General features: G+C 33.1%; 18 protein-coding genes and 1 pseudogene. 14 read left to right on the top strand and 5 right to left on the bottom strand.

Annotation, left to right across the window (positions count from 1 at the left end; genetic code table 11):
• The first annotated feature begins 71 nt into the window (after positions 1 to 71).
• From Q1W72_RS01770 to Q1W72_RS01735, 8 genes are all read left to right on the top strand, one after another.
• Entirely contained in the window at positions 72 to 1,256 is a 1,185-nt protein-coding gene (locus tag Q1W72_RS01770) for a DUF418 domain-containing protein (RefSeq protein ID WP_199074799.1), read from the top strand.
• Between the two features lie 85 nt (positions 1,257 to 1,341).
• On the top strand, positions 1,342 to 1,881 hold the full coding sequence (pyrR, locus tag Q1W72_RS01765) for a bifunctional pyr operon transcriptional regulator/uracil phosphoribosyltransferase PyrR (RefSeq protein ID WP_099715639.1): 540 nt from the start codon (positions 1,342 to 1,344) through the stop codon (positions 1,879 to 1,881).
• Between the two features lie 52 nt (positions 1,882 to 1,933).
• Complete coding sequence (locus Q1W72_RS01760) at positions 1,934 to 2,860, top strand: aspartate carbamoyltransferase catalytic subunit (RefSeq protein WP_099715638.1); 927 nt, start codon at positions 1,934 to 1,936, stop codon at positions 2,858 to 2,860.
• A gap of 70 nt (positions 2,861 to 2,930) precedes the next feature.
• Positions 2,931 to 3,263, top strand: coding sequence for a ribonuclease Z (locus tag Q1W72_RS01755; protein ID WP_099715637.1), 333 nt, complete (start codon positions 2,931 to 2,933; stop codon positions 3,261 to 3,263).
• 9 nt (positions 3,264 to 3,272) lie between these two features.
• Complete coding sequence (locus Q1W72_RS01750) at positions 3,273 to 3,485, top strand: hypothetical protein (protein ID WP_099715636.1); 213 nt, start codon at positions 3,273 to 3,275, stop codon at positions 3,483 to 3,485.
• 72 nt (positions 3,486 to 3,557) lie between these two features.
• Positions 3,558 to 4,463: a ribonuclease Z gene (locus Q1W72_RS01745; protein WP_099715635.1), complete on the top strand. Its 906-nt coding sequence runs from the start codon at positions 3,558 to 3,560 to the stop codon at positions 4,461 to 4,463.
• A 95-nt stretch (positions 4,464 to 4,558) separates the two neighbouring features.
• The gene (pdxH, locus tag Q1W72_RS01740; RefSeq protein ID WP_099715634.1) at positions 4,559 to 5,203 is read left to right on the top strand and encodes a pyridoxamine 5'-phosphate oxidase; all 645 of its coding nucleotides are present in this window, start codon (positions 4,559 to 4,561) and stop codon (positions 5,201 to 5,203) included.
• A gap of 163 nt (positions 5,204 to 5,366) precedes the next feature.
• Positions 5,367 to 5,870, top strand: a complete 504-nt coding sequence (locus Q1W72_RS01735; RefSeq protein WP_099715633.1) for a CAP domain-containing protein — start codon at positions 5,367 to 5,369, stop codon at positions 5,868 to 5,870.
• Between the two features lie 331 nt (positions 5,871 to 6,201).
• On the opposite strand, the pseudogene Q1W72_RS01730 reads toward Q1W72_RS01735, so the two are convergent.
• The 3 genes and pseudogenes from Q1W72_RS01730 to istA form a co-directional block, all read right to left on the bottom strand.
• Positions 6,202 to 6,900 (bottom strand): annotated as a pseudogene (locus Q1W72_RS01730) (OmpA family protein); the annotation flags it as partial.
• A gap of 160 nt (positions 6,901 to 7,060) precedes the next feature.
• Positions 7,061 to 7,798, bottom strand: a complete 738-nt coding sequence (istB, locus tag Q1W72_RS01725; RefSeq protein WP_113667236.1) for an IS21-like element helper ATPase IstB — start codon at positions 7,796 to 7,798, stop codon at positions 7,061 to 7,063.
• 17 nt (positions 7,799 to 7,815) lie between these two features.
• A complete protein-coding gene (gene istA / locus Q1W72_RS01720; RefSeq protein WP_158730039.1) occupies positions 7,816 to 9,363 on the bottom strand; it encodes an IS21 family transposase in 1,548 nt (515 codons plus the stop codon).
• 60 nt (positions 9,364 to 9,423) lie between these two features.
• Here istA and Q1W72_RS01715 point away from each other — a divergent pair, with 60 nt between their 5' ends.
• On the top strand, positions 9,424 to 9,585 hold the full coding sequence (locus Q1W72_RS01715) for a hypothetical protein (RefSeq protein ID WP_302137012.1): 162 nt from the start codon (positions 9,424 to 9,426) through the stop codon (positions 9,583 to 9,585).
• 300 nt (positions 9,586 to 9,885) lie between these two features.
• Positions 9,886 to 10,626 (top strand): hypothetical protein, encoded by a 741-nt coding sequence (locus Q1W72_RS01710; protein ID WP_302137010.1) that lies wholly within the window; start codon positions 9,886 to 9,888, stop codon positions 10,624 to 10,626.
• A 138-nt stretch (positions 10,627 to 10,764) separates the two neighbouring features.
• Here the strand turns inward: Q1W72_RS01710 and Q1W72_RS01705 are convergent, their stop codons facing one another.
• Positions 10,765 to 11,613 (bottom strand): RteC domain-containing protein, encoded by an 849-nt coding sequence (locus Q1W72_RS01705; protein WP_302137008.1) that lies wholly within the window; start codon positions 11,611 to 11,613, stop codon positions 10,765 to 10,767.
• A gap of 804 nt (positions 11,614 to 12,417) precedes the next feature.
• On the opposite strand from Q1W72_RS01705, the gene Q1W72_RS01700 reads away from it, so the two are divergent.
• On the top strand, positions 12,418 to 13,506 hold the full coding sequence (locus Q1W72_RS01700) for a Fic family protein (protein WP_302137006.1): 1,089 nt from the start codon (positions 12,418 to 12,420) through the stop codon (positions 13,504 to 13,506).
• Between the two features lie 243 nt (positions 13,507 to 13,749).
• Here Q1W72_RS01700 and Q1W72_RS01695 read toward each other — a convergent pair whose 3' ends face one another.
• Positions 13,750 to 14,628, bottom strand: coding sequence for a hypothetical protein (locus Q1W72_RS01695; protein ID WP_302137004.1), 879 nt, complete (start codon positions 14,626 to 14,628; stop codon positions 13,750 to 13,752).
• A 345-nt stretch (positions 14,629 to 14,973) separates the two neighbouring features.
• On the opposite strand from Q1W72_RS01695, the gene Q1W72_RS01690 reads away from it, so the two are divergent.
• From Q1W72_RS01690 to Q1W72_RS01680, 3 genes are read left to right on the top strand one after another with little or no spacing between them, the layout of a single operon-like run.
• Positions 14,974 to 15,207, top strand: coding sequence for a hypothetical protein (locus Q1W72_RS01690; RefSeq protein ID WP_302137002.1), 234 nt, complete (start codon positions 14,974 to 14,976; stop codon positions 15,205 to 15,207).
• 52 nt (positions 15,208 to 15,259) lie between these two features.
• Entirely contained in the window at positions 15,260 to 16,978 is a 1,719-nt protein-coding gene (locus Q1W72_RS01685) for a hypothetical protein (protein WP_302137000.1), read from the top strand.
• A gap of 9 nt (positions 16,979 to 16,987) precedes the next feature.
• Positions 16,988 to 17,656, top strand: coding sequence for a response regulator transcription factor (locus Q1W72_RS01680; RefSeq protein WP_302136998.1), 669 nt, complete (start codon positions 16,988 to 16,990; stop codon positions 17,654 to 17,656).
• The last annotated feature ends 339 nt before the right edge of the window (positions 17,657 to 17,995 follow it).

Here is a 17,995-nt window from a genome sequence, read left to right as displayed (position 1 = left end):
TTTAAACGACTATTTATGTAAAAAAATATATTTTTGATTTTTATTATTACTATTTAAACCGAGCTATTGATATGACCAACATTACTTTCAATTTAAAAACTCCTCGGATAGACGTAGTTGATGCCTTACGTGGTTTTGCAATTATGTCAATTATGTTACTTCATAATGTAGAACATTTTGAATATTATTATTTACCGGAAAATTTTCCAGCTTGGCTTGTAGCTTTGGATAAAATAATTTGGGATACTTTATTCTTTCTTTTTGGAGGAAAGTCTTATGCCATTTTTGCGCTTCTTTTTGGGTTTAGTTTTTACATTCAAAATGATAATCAAGCTAAAAAAGGGAATGATTTCCGTGGTCGATTTTTTTGGCGCATGATGCTATTATTAGTTTTTGGACTTATAAATACAGCATTTTATCAAGGAGACATTCTGACTTTATATGCTTTTCTTGGGCTTTTATTGATACCGGTTGTTAACTGGAGTAACAAAGCTATTTTTATTACGGCTGTTATCTTGATGCTGCAACCTTTAGAATGGGGAAGGTGTATTTATTATATACTGAATCCGGATTATATAGCGCCGCCTAACGTATCAACTGGATATTATGAAAGTATTGCACTTTATATGAAAAATGGTTCTTTCGTAGATTATGTAGTTGGAAACTTGACATTAGGAAAAATCGCTTCTCTATTATGGTCTTGGGAAAATGGAAGGTTTTTTCAGGCTCCGGCTTTATTTATGTTTGGAATGTTACTGGGTCGAAAACAACTTTTTAATGCAACCGATGCAAACCAGCAGTTTTGGAAAAAAGTATTACTTTACTCGAGTATTTTATTTATACCATTATTTGTATTAAAGACGCATACGGTAGATGTTATAGCCAGAGTAACGTTATCTAATAAACTCACTATTATATTTGCTTCTTGGTCAAACGTAGCATTTATGTTAGTTCTCGTTTCAGGATTTGTTTTGTTGTATCAAAAGGATTCTGTTAATAAAGTATTGTCTAGGCTTATTCCTTTTGGAAAAATGAGTTTGACTAATTACATCATGCAATCTATGATTGGTTCCTTTATTTATTATCGATACGGATTAGGACTTTTTGAATATACGGGAGCAACATATTGTTTATTGATAGGTATTGTGTTATTTATTATCCAATTGTTATTTTGCACCTGGTGGCTTAAAACCCATAAACAAGGACCTTTAGAAACTATTTGGCATAAAGCTACCTGGATTTCATGGGGTAAATAAAAAATGACTCTATTTTCTCTCTTTATAATTATAAAATCATAAATCGGAATTCGTATATTTGCAAAACCAAACAACACACTTTACAATGAGTCAAAAAGTATTACTTACTGCAAAAGAAGTTACTATCATATTACATCGTTTGGCCTGTCAATTAATTGAAAAACACTTAGATTTTTCAGACACTATTTTAGTAGGTATTCAACCAAGAGGCGTTTTTTTAGCAGAACGTTTGAAAGAAATATTAGAAAAAGAATACCAAACACCTGAAATTCAATTGGGCTATTTGGATATTACTTTTTTCAGAGATGATTTTCGAAGAACAGATAAGCCATTAGAAGCTAATAAAACCAAGATTAATTTTATCGTTGAAAACAAAAAAGTTATTTTCATTGATGATGTTTTATTTACAGGACGAAGTATTCGTTCCGCTTTGACAGCCATTCAATCTTTTGGAAGACCTTCAGAAATTGAACTTCTAGTTTTGATTGACAGACGTTTTAGCCGCAATTTACCGATTCAACCGGATTATAGAGGAAGACAGGTAGATGCCATAAATAACGAAAAAGTAAAAGTGAGCTGGGCAGAAAATGAAGGTGAAGATGGTGTATATTTAATTACAAGTTAGATACTGATTTGTTTAAAAGTCTAACATTAAAAACTAATAATCGTAAAAAGAAATGAAAGAATTAAGCGTAAATCATTTATTAGGAATAAAATACATCAACAAGAATGATATTGACCTAATTTTTGAAACAGCCGATCATTTTAAAGAAGTTATCAATCGACCAATTAAGAAAGTACCTTCCTTACGAGATATTACCATTGCCAATATTTTTTTCGAAAATAGCACCAGAACAAAACTCTCTTTTGAATTAGCACAAAAACGTTTATCTGCCGATGTTATTAGCTTTTCGGCAGCACAATCTTCAGTCAAGAAAGGGGAAACTCTAATAGATACTGTTAATAATATACTTTCGATGAAAGTAGATATGGTGGTAATGCGACATGCTAATCCAGGTGCTGCTTATTTTCTTTCCAAAAACGTAAAAGCCAGCATTGTAAACGCAGGAGATGGCGCACATGAGCATCCTACACAGGCCTTACTAGACAGTTATTCGATTAGAGAAAAACTAGGCGAAGTAGCCGGAAAAAAAGTAGTTATTGTAGGTGATGTTTTGCACTCCAGAGTGGCCTTGTCAAATATATATGCGTTGCAAATGCAAGGAGCTGAAGTAAAAGTTTGCGGACCAAAAACGTTGATTCCAAGATACATTGAATCGCTAGGTGTTACAGTAGAACCTAATTTGATAAAAGCGCTCGAATGGTGCGATGTGGCAAATATGTTACGCGTGCAAAACGAAAGAATGGATGTGAATTATTTTCCATCTACAAGAGAGTATGCTCAACAATATGGAGTTGATAAAACGATTTTGGACTCCCTAAATAAAGAAATCATAATTATGCATCCGGGACCAATCAATCGTGGTGTCGAAATTACCAGTGAGGTGGCTGATTCACAACAATCGGTGATTTTAAACCAAGTTGAAAATGGTGTTGCAATTAGAATGGCCGTAATTTATCTTTTGGCATCAAAAATTCAGTAATTTAATATAAAACTTTGTAAATTAGCTATTTATAAATTCTCTACCTTGAGTAGACTTAGAAATTAAAAAGATGAAAGTAGATCAAAAAGGACACACAATTAGCATTAGAGATACGCAAGGTGATTTTACCTCTTTTTTAATGAAGGTTACTCATCAATACAAGACATTTGAAAAGCATAATCTAATCATAGATCTTTTGCTTTACAAAGATTTACCGGCGGGTAATATGAAATTATTTATGCCTTTATCAAAAGTTCATAAAAAAGCTAAAAAATCATTTGTTATAGTTACTTCTGATTTTGATTATAACGCGGTTCCTGAAAAATTAACCGTTGTTCCTTCTTTATTAGAAGCACATGATATTATTGAAATGGAAGAGATTGAAAGAGATTTAGGCTTTTAAAAATAGTAAATGGATTTTTATAACAACAAAAAAAGAGTACATATTTTTAGAATTATTTTATTAGTATGCTTTGTAATTTTACTGTTTGTTAATCTATATAATGTATTCATCAATACGTATTCAGGTAGCTATTGGGGAATAGTAGCCAATTTATTATTAGCGATTTCTATGGCGCTGCAAATTAGAAAATACAACAAGGAAAAGAATATTGATAGTTTATAGTTTGGTTATAAATAACGAAATGTGAATTTTCAATTTTTAATTCTATCCTAACTTTTAAATTGAAATTAAAAATTGAAACTAACAATCCTTGGTTGCTATGCAGCTACACCCCGAACATTTACGAATCCAACCTCACAGATTTTAGAAATAAAAAACAGAATTTTTCTGATTGATTGCGCAGAAGGAACCCAAGTACAATTGCGGAAAAATAAAATCCGATTTTCTAAGATTAATCATATCTTCATTTCTCATTTACATGGAGATCATTTTTTTGGACTAATAGGATTAGTATCTACTTTTACTTTACTGAACAGAACTACCGATTTACATATTTATGGTCCAAAGGGAATTCAAGAAATCATCAAGTTACAATTGAGATTGTCTAATTCATGGACTAATTATGGTTTGTTCTTTCATGAATTAGAATCCAACGAAAGCGAAGTAATTTTTGAAGATGAAAAAGTTTTGGTAAAAACCATTCCTTTAAAGCACCGTGTATATACGAATGGGTTTTTGTTCCAAGAAAAAGCAGCACCGAGAAAACTTAACCTGGATGCTGTTCAAAATTATGAAATTGATACCTGTTATTATCAAAAAATAAAAAACGGAAAAGACATTACTTTAGAAGATGGTCGAGTTATTGAAAATGATAAATTAACATTTGATCCAATTCCTGCAAAAAATTATGCTTTTTGTTCTGATACCGCATATAATGAAGCTATGATTCCAATCATTGAAAATATTGATGTTTTATACCATGAATCAACTTTCTTGCAATCAGAAGAAAATTTAGCTAAAAAGACTTTGCATTCCACAGCAAAAGAAGCGGCTACAATTGCTTTGAAATCTAATGCAAAGCAATTAATTTTAGGGCATTATTCTACTCGATATGAAAATATTGACCTTTTTAAAGAAGAAGCCGCAACTATTTTTCCGGAAGTGCTTTTGGCAGATGATGGAAAAAGCTTTGAGTTTTAAATAAAAAATAATTTATTTCATCCGAATTCACATTTAGTATTTGAATATTCTTAAACTGAATCATTCAAATATCTAATAATCTTAAAATAAAAATCATGAACGATTTAAGTAACTATAGAAAATCTTACGAAAAGAGTGAGCTATTAGAATCAAATATTCCTGAAGACCCAATAAACCTTTTTAACAGGTGGTTTCATGAGGTAGAGGACTTTGGCGGTGATAGCGAAGTTAACGCTATGACGGTATCTACAATAGGATTAGATGGGTTTCCAAAGGCCAGAGTAGTTTTGTTGAAAAAATTTAATGAGGAAGGATTTATTTTTTATACCAATTATAATTCAGAAAAGGGTAGGGCTATTGCCCAAAATCCTAAAATTTGTCTTTCTTTTTTTTGGCACACTATGGAACGCCAGGTTATTATCAAAGGTATTGCCCATAAAACTACAGAAACGATTTCAGATAATTATTTTGAATCCAGACCTGACGGTAGCAAGTTAGGCGCAATAGTTTCTAACCAAAGTGAAATTGTCCCTTCCAGAGAATTTTTAGAAGAAAATCTAAAAGAGTTAGAAAAGGATTTTGATGGTATGGTTATTCCTAGACCAAAACATTGGGGAGGATTTCTTGTGACTCCTTTAGAGGTAGAATTTTGGCAAGGAAGACCTAATAGATTGCATGACAGAATTAGATATAGTAGTCAAGAAGATTTTTCATGGAAAATCGACCGCTTATCACCATAATGTAAGAAAAATACATATTTAAATATTTTTATTGTGTATTTCGTCGATTTTTTTTGGTAGTTTAACGATAAAATAAGTATGTTTGAATAAGAAATAAGAACATATTATTTATTTATTAAAGAAGTTTGCCCCACAATCTACTTTAAACTTAAACTACTATATTATGAAAATAAAATTACTTCGCGCAATATTCCTTGTTATTGTTATTTGTACAATGAATTCTTGTTCTTCAGATGATTCTGAGACACAAACTACTGAAGCAACTGCACAAAAAGTAGTAAGTTATTCTTATAATTCTATTGAGTTAGAAACAATGGATTTAATCAATAAACACAGAATTAGTGTTGGATTAAAACCTTTGGAAAAAATCAATCATATGTCATTCAAGTCAGAAGAACATGACAATTACATGATTGCAAATAATGTAGTTAATCATAATGATTTTGTTGCTCGTTCTGAAAATATAATCAAAACTTTAGGAGCTAAAACTGTAAGTGAAAATATAGCTTACAATTACAATACTCCTGAGGCAGTTTTAAGTGCTTGGTTAGCAAGTCCTACTCACAAAGCTAATATCGAAGGTGATCATACTCATTTTGGAATTGCAATTAAAGAAAATCCTGCAAATGGTAGAAAGTATTACACTAATATTTTCGCAAAAATATAGTTAGAGTTTGTTTTTTAAACTAAAAGGCTGTCTTATCCCCAAAAGACAGCCTTTTATATTTATCAGGTATTTGAAAGATAATTAATAAACGTATAGCTAATTTTAATTTGGTTGTTTGAATAGAAAAGTCCAATGAAATAATTTTCATTGGACTTTTTTGTTTTGAGTAATTATAGGTTGGGTTTTAGTTAACTCTGGAAGATTGATTAAGCTCTAAGAGTGAAACAAATTATACCTAGTTTGTATCGTAATTCATTATTTAAGAAAGTGATGGTGTACAAAAAAGGCTGCCTGATAAAGGCAGCCTTTTAAATTTTTATGATAAATAATATTACAACGCTGTAATAATAAACTCGCTTCTTCTGTTGAGTTGATGTTCGTCTTCGGTACAAATAACATCATCAGCGCATTTGTTTACCAGTTGAGTTTCACCGTATCCTTTACCAGTTAATCTGTTTGCATCAATACCATTTTTAACTAACCATTTGATGGTTGATGCAGCTCTTCTTTCAGATAGCGCTTCATTGTATTTGAAGGTTTGTCTGCTGTCAGTATGCGAACGGATATCAATTTTCATTGTTGGGTTCTGATTTAATACATCTAATATTTTTTCTAAATCCAGAGCCGCTTCTGGTCTGATGTTGGATTTGTCTAAATCAAAATAAATCATTTTGATACCAAAACATTTACCCAAATCATCACCAACAGCTACTTTGCATATTTCTTTTTCTAAAGCAATAGGTAAATATGTTTTTCCTGTTGTTGCGGAGATCGTTATTTTTTCTTCTTTGGTTGCGTATTCTGGTTTTTCAGCTCTTACATTGTACGTCTTTCCACATTCAACGGTAAAGCTGTACTTTCCTTTCTCATCTGAAGTAGCAGAATTGATAACCTTAAATTGACTATCGTATAAGGTGATTTTTGCATTAGCAAGTACTTCACCTGTTTTTATATCGGTGATTTCACCATACAGCAGTTGTTCACAAATCAGCCTTCTTGTTTCCAAAAATTTATAGATGTCGTCATAACCTGCAAATTCCAGTGATATTGACCACCCAATTCCAATTTAAAGTGAGCACCTGATTCCAATTCAAAATGACCACCCAATTCCGGGGCAAAATGACCACCCCATTTTTCATTAAAAACTACTCTTTTTCATCTGTTAATTAGTGTTCAAATATACTTAAATATTATCCTTTGTTTATCCCTCTTTTTTTTCTCATAGATTCTCCATGTAATTCGAGTCGATGAGATTGATGTATCAGCCTATCCAAAATTGCATCAGCTATGGTTTTTTCTCCAATGATGTCATACCAGCCTTGCACTGGGATTTGTGAGGTTACAATGATAGAACCGTTATTATGCCTGTCTTCAATGATCTCTAAAAGGGTAATTCGGTTACTGCTATCCAAAGCTTGGAGTCCAAAATCGTCTAATATAATAACATCTTGCCGTTCTATTTTGGCCAATTCTCTCAGGTAAGAACCATCTGCTTTGGCCATTTTTAATTTAGCAAACAGCTTCGAAGTATTAAAATAACTTACTTTAAAACCTTGGATACAGGCTTGATAACCTAATGCTGTGCCTAAATAACTTTTGCCTACACCAGTGCTTCCCGTTATTAAAATGTTTTCATTTTTTTCGACAAATTCACATTCTGCCAGACGCAGTATGGTATTTCGATCCAGATTACGGGTTTGGTCAAAATTGATACTTTCAATATTTGATTTGTAATGGAATCGGGCGTTGGTGATACTGCGGGCAATACGCCGATTGTGCCTTTCATCCCATTCGGCATCAATAAGCATCGATACAAACTGATCGAGCGTGTAATGGTCTGTTTTTCCGCTTTCAATGGCTGTTTTAAAAGCATTGTGCATGCCGTAAAGCTTCATTTGTTTCATTTTTGTTACTGTGGATTCATTCATGATTACTGTGTTTTAATTTAATTATAATACTGTTTTCCTCTTATGTTAGCGTGAATTGGAAGTTCCTGCTCAGGTTCTTGTTCAAATTCGATATGATCTAAGTTGTTTTCTAAAATATTTTGAATGGTCTTAAAATTGTAAATTTTAAAATCAAGTGCCCGCTTACAGGCATTTATTAATCGCTCTTTCCCTACCTTTTTCTCGAAGTTTAATATTCCCAAACAACTTTTATAAGCCTGTTCAGGATGGTTTCTACTTTCAATTATTTGCATAATATATTCTGCTACTGACTCGTCAATACTACTGGCCCAATCAATGAAGCGGGCAGCACTCCACTGAGCTACAAATTGATGCGTGCTAGCCATATGTTCCGGGATTGTGGTATAGATATAAGGTTTGTAATTCCTTGGATGGATGGCTATTCGATTGTATTTGTGATAGATCTCTACCGTTGATTTGGTATACAATAGTTTCGCTTTTTTCTTGACATATTGATACGGAACGCTATAGTAATTTTTGTCCTGACTTAATTGAACATGCCCATTTTGCATTACTGTTGCAAAGGATTGGTATTTGATTTCAAAACGTTCTTGTGGTAATGGACTTAGTTTTTGTTGTTCATCTTCTAAAAATAATTCTATCCGAGAGTACGGACGTCCTGTGAGTTTTCGACTGTTATGAGCATCCAATAAATCCCATATTTGCTGGTTTAATTCTTCCAGAGAAAAGAATTTAGTTTCTTTTAGATTTACATAAATCCTTCGATACAAGATCTTAACAGCTCCTTCAACCAATGATTTGTCTCGGGGTTTATAAGCCCTGGCAGGCAAGATTGTAGTTTGGTAATGTTCGGCTAAATCAGCCAAGGTTTCATTAATGGTGGGTTCAAAACGACTGCTTTTTATCACTGCAGATTTTAAATTATCCGGAACAATTGCCGCAGGAGTACCTTCAAAAAAACGCATAGCATTTTCTACCGATGTAACAAAATCTTCCTTTTGTTGGCTCATGGAAGCTTCGGCATAGGTGTATTGACTGGCTCCTAATATGGCTACAAAAAATTGTACTTCTTTAATTTCTCCCGTGTCTTTATCAATGATGGAGAGTGTTTTTCCAGCATAATCCACATACATTTTATCACCCGCTTTGTGATTCATGTGCATCACTGGATTGACTCGTTTGCTCCATATTTTATAATGATGTCCAAATTGCGAGCTTCGGTAACCATTAGGATTTAGGACAATATATTGCTCCCACATGTGCTGTATGGTAACGCCAACTTTTTTTAGTTCGCGTTCCATTTTAGGAAAAAAATCATAAAGAAGCTGCAGTTTGGGACTGATTGATTCCACGGTAGTGTGTGAGAACAAAAGTTCTAACTCAGCATCAGTTTTTTCACTAATTACTTCAAAACTTAATCCTAGCACTTCAAATAAAGAAATATACTTCTTTACCGTATTTCTAGAAAGAGATAAGTACTTACTTATGAATAACTTACTTTTTCCGTTACAGTAGAACTTAATTGCTTTTCTAATTTTACTCATGTCTGTTATTTTGTTTGCCATAATCCGTCTTTTTTTAACGAATGTATGGTGCTAACAACATGAAAAAGTAAGTAGTTTTTGATGATCAATTGTACCCCAAAATTAGGTGGTCAATTTGAACTGGAAAGTGGTGGTCAGTTTGCTCCGAAACTGGTGGTCAATTTGCACTGGAATAGGATGGTCAATTTGACTGGTTTTTCCACATATAAAAAGCACGTAGTTATGCTTGATTTTTTGAAATAAATGTAGCTAAAATTATATTAATATTAAACAATTGTTAAATAAACTGATTAAAACGAAACTAAAAGTTAGAGAGCTGATTGTTTACTATTTGCATTAAATAATAGTGTGTGTAATTCGGGAATTACACATTGTCAATTCGGGAATTGCATAGATAATGGTTTGTTGGGCTTGAATTGGACGAGTAGTTTTGCTTCGAATTCATAACCGTTTGCTAGTTGTAAACACCGCATTGTTCAAATTACCCCGGGCGAAATGAACTGACGAAAAAAGTAATCAGTCCCATTTTAAAAATTAATCTTTATGAAATTTATTTATTTATGTTTAATCGTAATTCCATTTTTTATTTCTTGTAGTGAATCTCCTGATGTAGCAGTATCAGACACTAAAGCTAGCGTTTCTAAATCATCCAGCCGTTTAATTACAAAGAAAGGTAGTATAGTATTGCCTGTAAATAATGCAAATCAGTATGAAATTGCTGGACAATTGCACGCCGAATTGTATGCGGTTTATTATGCTGTAGATGGTTTGAGTAGTAGTGTTGCCAGTGTAGCGGATCGCGTTACTATGCTTGCAAATGAAAACGAGTCTTTTACTGCCTTAGCCGGTATAAATTATTCGTTTAAGTCCAATAGCAGGGTTGATTATATTCTTTCTACTATTGATAGTTGTACTCCCGGAATTATTAATAACTCACTAGTTGCCAATAAGGCCAAAATTAGTTTTAATGCTTTTGTAAATTCTCTGCTGTTACTTTGTAAAACGGAATCTGATTATGCAGTTATCCATGAGTTTGTGGTCACTTATGAGAATGAAATTTCAGAGAATAGTACCTTTTCCTTATCGGATAAAAAAATTATCCTGACTACCACTTCTATAGCAAGGTACACTGTTTATGAGATAATACAACGACCTAAGAAAAATACCGATCCAGAGTGGGATTTGTTGGTTGGAAATATTGCAGGAGGAACTGAAGGTTCAACTGAGAGTCTTGAAAAAGCAATAGTAATGTCATTGATTACCGGTATTGCTGAGAATGAATAATTTGTTTTTAGGTTAAGGGTTGCAGAGGAACTAAGGTTCAAAGGTTTGAATCGACCTTGATTGTCAAACTGACGAACTTTATACCTAAACCCTGAAACTGTTTCCATAAAGGCTGCTCTTTTTATAAAGAGTGGCCTTTTATTTTTCATCCGCTTCTTCCATGCGTTTTTTTAAGTTGTATTTGAGCGAATTTAGAAAATTAGTTTTTTCCATTGTCTTTCTACTCCTAATTTCTAAATAGATTCTATTGAATTGTCCGATGTCTAAATTGAATACTGATTCGATATTTTTAGCAATTTCATTCAAGCTTAGATTACCATTATTTAGGGCCCCCTCAGCATGAAGTGCATACATTAGTTCTACCAGAGCTACTTTGGAGCCTGTCCACCTGAGTCCTTTATGATTCGCCTCGGTGTGTTGTTTGTCTTGATTTCCGTTTTTATACTTTTTGAGTTTGGTTTCCAAATACACTTTAATATTATCATTGGCTATTATTTTGGACACTTTAAAATCATGTGAAGTAGTGAAATCATAATCCGATTGAAAATAAGAACTGTCCAAAGTCATCGTGATGTCATGCTTTCTTCGCAGAAAATATTTTTTGTCCAGACATGTGTTTCCTGAGCGGTAGTATTTATAAAATTCCAGATTTTCATCGAAGAAAATTTTTATTTTGCTTAATTCTTTATTGTAATGTTTCCGGATGGTTTTATCAGAACCGGATGGCTTGCTGATCTCAATATTATAGATTTCATTGTAGAAAATTAATTTGCTTGCCAGTTGAGGCTTAATATCCTTGAAAAATTCTATTTCCTCTGATTTGCTTATAAAACTATGTTTTTTGAAAAACGATTTCAATTGCTCTAGGCTTGCTATTGTTGCTTTAATAGCTTGCTGTGAACAGTTTACTAGGTTATCCTCATTGGAGTAGGTTATTTTTAATTGGCTTTCTAATTCTGCCATTACCGAATTTGAGTAGTTTTTCATTTGATTCACTTCTAATTAATGTTTTAAATGCTTTCCATTATTATTTTTTTGGTTAGCAAATCTATCTGGGCGTCTGCATTTTAGCAAATGTTTACTTGTGTAATTCCCGAATTGAATAGTAAAATTCCCGAATTGCATAGTGGTAATAATTTGATTTTTTTTAGCGTCTATGATAATTGTTTAAGTTAAATGGCAATAGTCAAGTAATGTAATTTCCCACCATCGGAGATGATCGAGATTGTTTTTCTTTTGTCTTGATACAAAAGAAACAAAAAATCAAGTCTGAATATTTTTATCCCAAAAAACATCGGACGCATTTTCCTATCCCGACCCCAGCCGCTCGTGTTTCACACTCGGCTTCGGGGTCACTCCCTAACGACCAACGCTAAAATCCTTACCGTGAATTTTTGGGATAAAAATATAAGGGCGGGTAGAGGATAAGTAGTTGCTATTGTTGTTTTATGTGAGGAAGAAAGTAAAGAAAATATATTCGTGATTTATTATTGTTTTTTGGTATTCATGAGCTTCAATTTCAAGCCTTACTGTTTAAATACCGAAAATCATCGAATGGATTTTCGTATTGAGAATCAGCAATCCGTGCTAAGCACTCTGCTCTGGTTGTAAATCTATTGGCTAGCTCTTGAGATGCTCGATTCCCGAATTGCATACTTTGTTTTTTGATACTAATGCGGTGAATAAGCTTTATATTTACCGCATAATTGCGGTGATAAATGAAAGTAATCACCGCATATTTTTTTGTTTGCGGTAAATAAGCCCTATATTTACCGCAAAAATGCGGTAGATATGTATATTCATCAAAAAAATGATTGGCCAAAATTCACTTGGGATGCAGATGTGATTACGCCCCTGCTAGGAACCGTGAGACACAGACAAGGCAAAATACTTGGAGTGATGCAAGGACTTGGATTTCGATTGCAAGAGGAAACAGTGCTTAAAACATTGACTTTGGACGTACTAAAGTCGAGCGAAATTGAAGGAGAGCAATTGAATCCAGAACAGGTTCGTTCTTCCATTGCAAGGCGTTTAGGTATTGAAATAGCCGGTGCTGTTCCTGCGGAGCGCCATGTAGAAGGTGTTGTAGAAATGCTATTGGATGCTACACAACGCTATGAAGAACCTTTAAGTGATGATCGTTTGTTTGGATGGCATGCTGCTCTTTTTCCGACTGGGCGAAGTGGCATGTATAAAATAAAAACCGCAGCTTGGCGAGAAGATGCCATGCAGGTTACTTCTGGTCCAATGGGAAAAGAAACTATACATTTTGAAGCACCAAGCGCAGATAAAGTAGCTACAGAAATGAATGTTTTTTTAGATTGGTTTAATTCAAATCAAGATATTGATCCTGTATTAAAGGCCGCTTTTGCCCATTTGTGGTTTGTTACCATACATCCATTTGATGATGGTAATGGACGTATCACAAGAGCTATAACTGATATGCAACTTGCTCGTGCCGACCAAAGTAAGCAACGATTTTATTCGATGTCGGCTCAAATTCAAGCTGAACGTGATACGTATTATGCTATATTGGAAAGTACACAAAAAGGTGATTTGGATATTACTGACTGGTTGGAATGGTTTCTTGATTGTTTGTTGTGTTCTATGGCACAGACCGATGAAACTATTGCTGCAATCTTAAAGCGTGCTCAATTTTGGGAAACTCAACGTAGTACTAACTTTAACCCACGTCAACAAAAAATACTTCAACTGCTTCTTGATGATTTTTTTGGTAAACTGACTGTTTCTAAATATGCCAAAATCACTAAAGTTTCTACCGATACCTCCCTTAGAGATATTCAAGATTTAATGGGTAAAGGTATTATTGAACAAGAAGGGAGCGGTAGGAGTACATCGTATAAGTTGATTGCTATTTAACCGTTTATACTATAATTTTTTAATTATTTTTTGAAGATTGTACATCCGCATAACTACAGTACTTATGTTTCGTAGCTAAATTGTCAGTTTTGATCTGTAATGTTCGGTTTCGGATAAAAGACTCTGGTTCGAGGTCGGGAGACCTCGGGGAGCAGGGGGAGTCATGTTTACGTTGTGGGTACGAGCGAGACGCCAGCGCCTGCAGGGGGAACTTGTACCTACAGCAAACGCGCACTATCGGGTTTACTTAATATATTTATCAATCATATACTGGGTAATCGGTTTTAAAGGTTTATCATTTTCAGGGTTAAAACCTGGTCCATTAAAAAAATCCAAATGATCTCCAGTTTTACAATACCACAATATTGGCTTATCATGTTTAAAAAAGGTTGTGGTATCACAAATTTCAATCTTTCTAAAATTCAGCATATTTTTATTTAGAGGCATCGTTGAATACAAGTTTACTATACCATTTGCTTTAGTCTCACAAACAACTGCTTCAAAATGGTCTTTTTGCCATTGCATGCACTCTTTTTTTGGCAAAAAAACGTAACCAAAACCACACAACATTGTAACTATTATCAGTCCAGGAATAAATAGCCTTTTTTGAAAAATATTTAAATCTTTCTTTTCCAAGGATGATGGTTTCATTGATTCGTCGAGACTAATGCTATTATTTTTAAAAATCGTAGATGCTCCAGCAACATCTTCTTTATCCATACTTTCAATACTAGCAATGGCGGTATTCTCTTTTTTAAGAGCCTCCAGTCTTGAGAATTTCAGGTAAGGTCGCGGATTAAAATCGACTAGTATTGCTGCAATATTTACTGCCTCAATATCAGTTAAATCAGTCTCTCCTTTAAAAAATGTCTCAATAGGCCTGAATTTATCTGTTTGGTCTTTCAATTTGTTGGAGCAATTTAAAATAAAATCAAATTGAAAAAAAGCAGAAAAGCTTTTTAAATCATCAGCGTTAGCATTATTCTTAAATAACTCACCACACAATTTCCTCAATTTGGCACGAGAAGGGTTCAGCAAAAAACTGGAATGGATGCCAATCTTTTCAATCTCATACTTCAATTTAACCGCTGCTTTATAATCTTCTAAAGTATTTTTCACCATAAGCTTAAAGTAATTTTTAGGAATTTTCAGGAATCCTCGGTATTGCTGGGAATCATAGGAATTCCGTATCAATTTTACTGCAGAAGCATCATTACTTTGCTTCAGAATTAGTTCTTGTTCTATTTCGCGATACGGACAAATGTACAAAACTACTTCTATAAAAGTGAGGCTATACAGAAGAGAATTTTTATTCCGGGAAGTATAATTAATCGATTCCGTACTAGCCCACTTTACTTCCCGAAACCAAAAAAAACTGTTCACATTTTAATGGTTTGGCCTTTACTAATTATTCGATTAAAGATATCGAACGGCCAAACCTATGTCAAATTTTTAACAATTAAAGTAATGAAAAAAATATTTTTTACAGCTGCTATGGCAGTATCGGGCTTAGTTATGGTTTCATGTGATGCTGATGCGCTTGATAGTACAACTTCTCAAGCAAAAGATTTTGGAGTTCAAAAAACAGGTCTGAAATTCAATGAAAGTGATACTAGTCCCTTGTCTAATACAAGTAGTCCTATGGCTAGTGATGGCCCTGGCGATGAAGTAATTATTATAACACCACCAAAAAAACCATAATAAGGTGTATTAATTTGCAATTAAATACTAATTTCGGGGAAAGAAACTTTATATGTTGCGTTCCCCGTTTTTTATTGTAGTGCTTTTGTTTTCCATCGGATCTTGTCAAAAGAGTGTAAAAACAGGTATTGATACTTCTAAAAAACAAGAAAGCCAGAAAGAAATTGTAGCCCAGAAATATTCAGAATTAGGTGATTCCTTTAGTAGGGATAATAAACTGGATAGTGCTTTCTATTATTATTTAAAATCTACAGAATTATTTAAAGAGGAGGGCAGCAGCGCATATATCGCCTATAATCTAGTTGGAATGGCACAAATCCAACAGACCTATGGCGATTATTACAGCAGTGAAGAAACTTTAACCGAAGCTTTACCGTACATAAATAATGATTCACAGTATCTGGTGGCGGCAAATAATTTATTTGGAATCGCAGCAAAAGAACTAAAAAATTACGATGACGCCGTTCGTTATTATAGTACAGTTTTAAAAACTGTCAAAGATTCCGTAGCTAGAGTGGCTGTTCTTAATAATATCGCTACAGTTTATATGGAACAAAAAAAGTACAGAAAAGCAATAGTACTCTTAGAGCCATTTTTAAAGTCTGCTATTTTAGATACACTACAGAATAAAAAAGCTAGAATTATTGACAATCTAGGATTTGCTTATTACAAAGACAATCAGATTCCAAAGGGACTAGCATTAATGAATCAGGCTTTAGCCATCAGAACTAGAATTAACGATTCCTATGGAAGTATTGAAAGCTATTTGCATTTAGCCGATTACTATCAAAATAAAGATTATCAAAAATCAAAAGGATTTGCACTACATGCTTATGATCAAGCAACGAAACATCAAAGTATTGACGAACGATTGGAAGCCTTGGCATTTTTAATGTCACAAAATCAAGAAAAAGGAGAAAATAGTTACGCCAGATTGTTTGTAAATCTAAACGATAGTATTAAAAAAGTACGTAGTAATGCTAAAAATCAATTTGCTAAAATTAGATATGATTCTAGAAAAGCCATTCTGGAAAGCATCAAATATAAGGGACAAAGAGCGGAAACCCTTTTGGAACTTGCAACGCAAAAGAACCAAAAGTACTTGTTCTTTTTTGGATTTGTTATACTACTTGGCGGGATTGTATTTATAATCCAGTACTATAAAAGTAAAACCAAACGAGAACGCTTAGAGGCAAGTTATAGTACCGAAACCCGAATTTCTAAAGAACTCCATGATGAATTGGCTAATGATGTTTTTTATGCCATGACTTTTGCTGGAACTCAAGATTTACAGAATCCGATAAAAAAAGAAACTCTTTTAGATAATCTTGATAAAATATATATTAGAACCCGAAATTTTTCTAAAGCGAATAGTCCAATAGAAACAGGAGAACGTTTTGAACAGAATTTAAAACAAATGCTCAATAACTATAAAAGTAGTAGTACCGAAGTTATTATTAAAAATGGTACCCCAATAGATTGGTCAAAAGTTCAAACGGAAAAAAAGATTGCTATACAAAGAGTATTACAAGAACTTATGGTTAATATGAAAAAATACAGTCAAGCCAGTTTTGTGGTCATTGGTTTTGATATGGAACAAAATTCTCTTAAAATTGACTATTCAGATAATGGAATTGGTTTTTCAGAAAAACTAATTTTAAAAAATGGTCTCCAGAATGCGGAAAACCGTATTCATACGGTAAATGGAATACTTACTTTTGATTCTCAAACCAATAAAGGTTTCAAAGCTAAAATTTTAGTTCCAAAATAATATATAAATATGTTTACAAAAGTTTTAATTGCGGATGATATTGATTTTAATGATTTGGGTGCTGCCCAGATACTAAATGAACTAAATGTTCTTGAAATTCAATACGCAAAATATTGTGATGAAGCTTTGTTAAAGGTTAAAAAAGCACATTTAGACGGTGCTCCTTTTCAACTGCTTATTTCTGATTTGTCCTTTAAGGCAGATCACCAATTGAACCAACTCAATTCGGGTGAAGAATTGATAGCTGCAGTTAAAAAGCAGTGTCCTAACATTAAAATAATTGTTTTTTCGATTGAAGACAGAGCACATCGTGTCAAATTACTATTTGACGAGCTTAATATAGATGGCTATGTAATAAAAGGAAGAAACACAATATACGACCTTAAAAAAGCCATTCAAAAAACCTACAATAATGAACCAGAAAACATTTCTCCTGAATTGTTGTATCTGCTTCAAGATAAGACTACAAGTGAAATAGACAATTATGACGTGCAGTTAATCAAGTATCTCTCCATAGGGATATCTCAAGAAAATATAGAAGCGGAATTTAAAAAAGAAGGCATTAGTCCTAACAGTAAAAGTTCTATTGAAAAACATATCAATAAACTCAAAATTTATTTCAAAGCAAATAATACTGTACATCTTGTAGCTATAGCCAAGGATTTAGGAATTATTTAAAGTTTCACTCCTAACATACCCAGATTTACTCTTCGCATTTTAGCTCCTTCGGGGGCTTTTTTTATGGCTCAAATAAAATAATGAGTCAGATTACGGTTTACCGTAAGGAGTTGAATTTTAATGGTTTTATCTTTGAATAAATCCGAATATAAACAGGTCTTATGAAGAAAAAGTAATCAGAGTCTATTGGAGTAAATGGTTTGCTGAAATAGAAATAAAACATTTTGAAATTAAAACTGCGAACCTACCCTTTAATCTGAATGCAATTATTAAGGATTTTATATTAGATACAAATTGTCAATAAAAAGGAACCATTTCATATCAATATTTATTTTAACT

Source organism: Flavobacterium sp. ZE23DGlu08, assembly GCF_030505335.1.
GTDB lineage: Bacteria > Bacteroidota > Bacteroidia > Flavobacteriales > Flavobacteriaceae > Flavobacterium > Flavobacterium algoritolerans.
This window is presented reverse-complemented; position numbering and strand designations above follow the sequence as displayed.

Bases quoted from the DNA above. Each gene is read 5' to 3' on its own strand.
- Q1W72_RS01770 (WP_199074799.1), top strand. From the start codon at position 72: ATGACCAACATTACTTTCAATTTAAAAACTCCTCGGATAGACGTAGTT.
- pyrR (WP_099715639.1), top strand. From the start codon at position 1,342: ATGAGTCAAAAAGTATTACTTACTGCAAAAGAAGTTACTATCATATTA.
- Q1W72_RS01760 (WP_099715638.1), top strand. From the start codon at position 1,934: ATGAAAGAATTAAGCGTAAATCATTTATTAGGAATAAAATACATCAAC.
- Q1W72_RS01755 (WP_099715637.1), top strand. From the start codon at position 2,931: ATGAAAGTAGATCAAAAAGGACACACAATTAGCATTAGAGATACGCAA.
- Q1W72_RS01750 (WP_099715636.1), top strand. From the start codon at position 3,273: ATGGATTTTTATAACAACAAAAAAAGAGTACATATTTTTAGAATTATT.
- pdxH (WP_099715634.1), top strand. From the start codon at position 4,559: ATGAACGATTTAAGTAACTATAGAAAATCTTACGAAAAGAGTGAGCTA.
- Q1W72_RS01735 (WP_099715633.1), top strand. From the start codon at position 5,367: ATGAAAATAAAATTACTTCGCGCAATATTCCTTGTTATTGTTATTTGT.
- istB (WP_113667236.1), bottom strand. From the start codon at position 7,798: ATGAATGAATCCACAGTAACAAAAATGAAACAAATGAAGCTTTACGGC.
- istA (WP_158730039.1), bottom strand. From the start codon at position 9,363: ATGGCAAACAAAATAACAGACATGAGTAAAATTAGAAAAGCAATTAAG.
- Q1W72_RS01715 (WP_302137012.1), top strand. From the start codon at position 9,424: ATGATCAATTGTACCCCAAAATTAGGTGGTCAATTTGAACTGGAAAGT.
- Q1W72_RS01710 (WP_302137010.1), top strand. From the start codon at position 9,886: ATGAAATTTATTTATTTATGTTTAATCGTAATTCCATTTTTTATTTCT.
- Q1W72_RS01705 (WP_302137008.1), bottom strand. From the start codon at position 11,613: ATGAAAAACTACTCAAATTCGGTAATGGCAGAATTAGAAAGCCAATTA.
- Q1W72_RS01700 (WP_302137006.1), top strand. From the start codon at position 12,418: ATGTATATTCATCAAAAAAATGATTGGCCAAAATTCACTTGGGATGCA.
- Q1W72_RS01695 (WP_302137004.1), bottom strand. From the start codon at position 14,628: ATGGTGAAAAATACTTTAGAAGATTATAAAGCAGCGGTTAAATTGAAG.
- Q1W72_RS01690 (WP_302137002.1), top strand. From the start codon at position 14,974: ATGAAAAAAATATTTTTTACAGCTGCTATGGCAGTATCGGGCTTAGTT.
- Q1W72_RS01685 (WP_302137000.1), top strand. From the start codon at position 15,260: ATGTTGCGTTCCCCGTTTTTTATTGTAGTGCTTTTGTTTTCCATCGGA.
- Q1W72_RS01680 (WP_302136998.1), top strand. From the start codon at position 16,988: ATGTTTACAAAAGTTTTAATTGCGGATGATATTGATTTTAATGATTTG.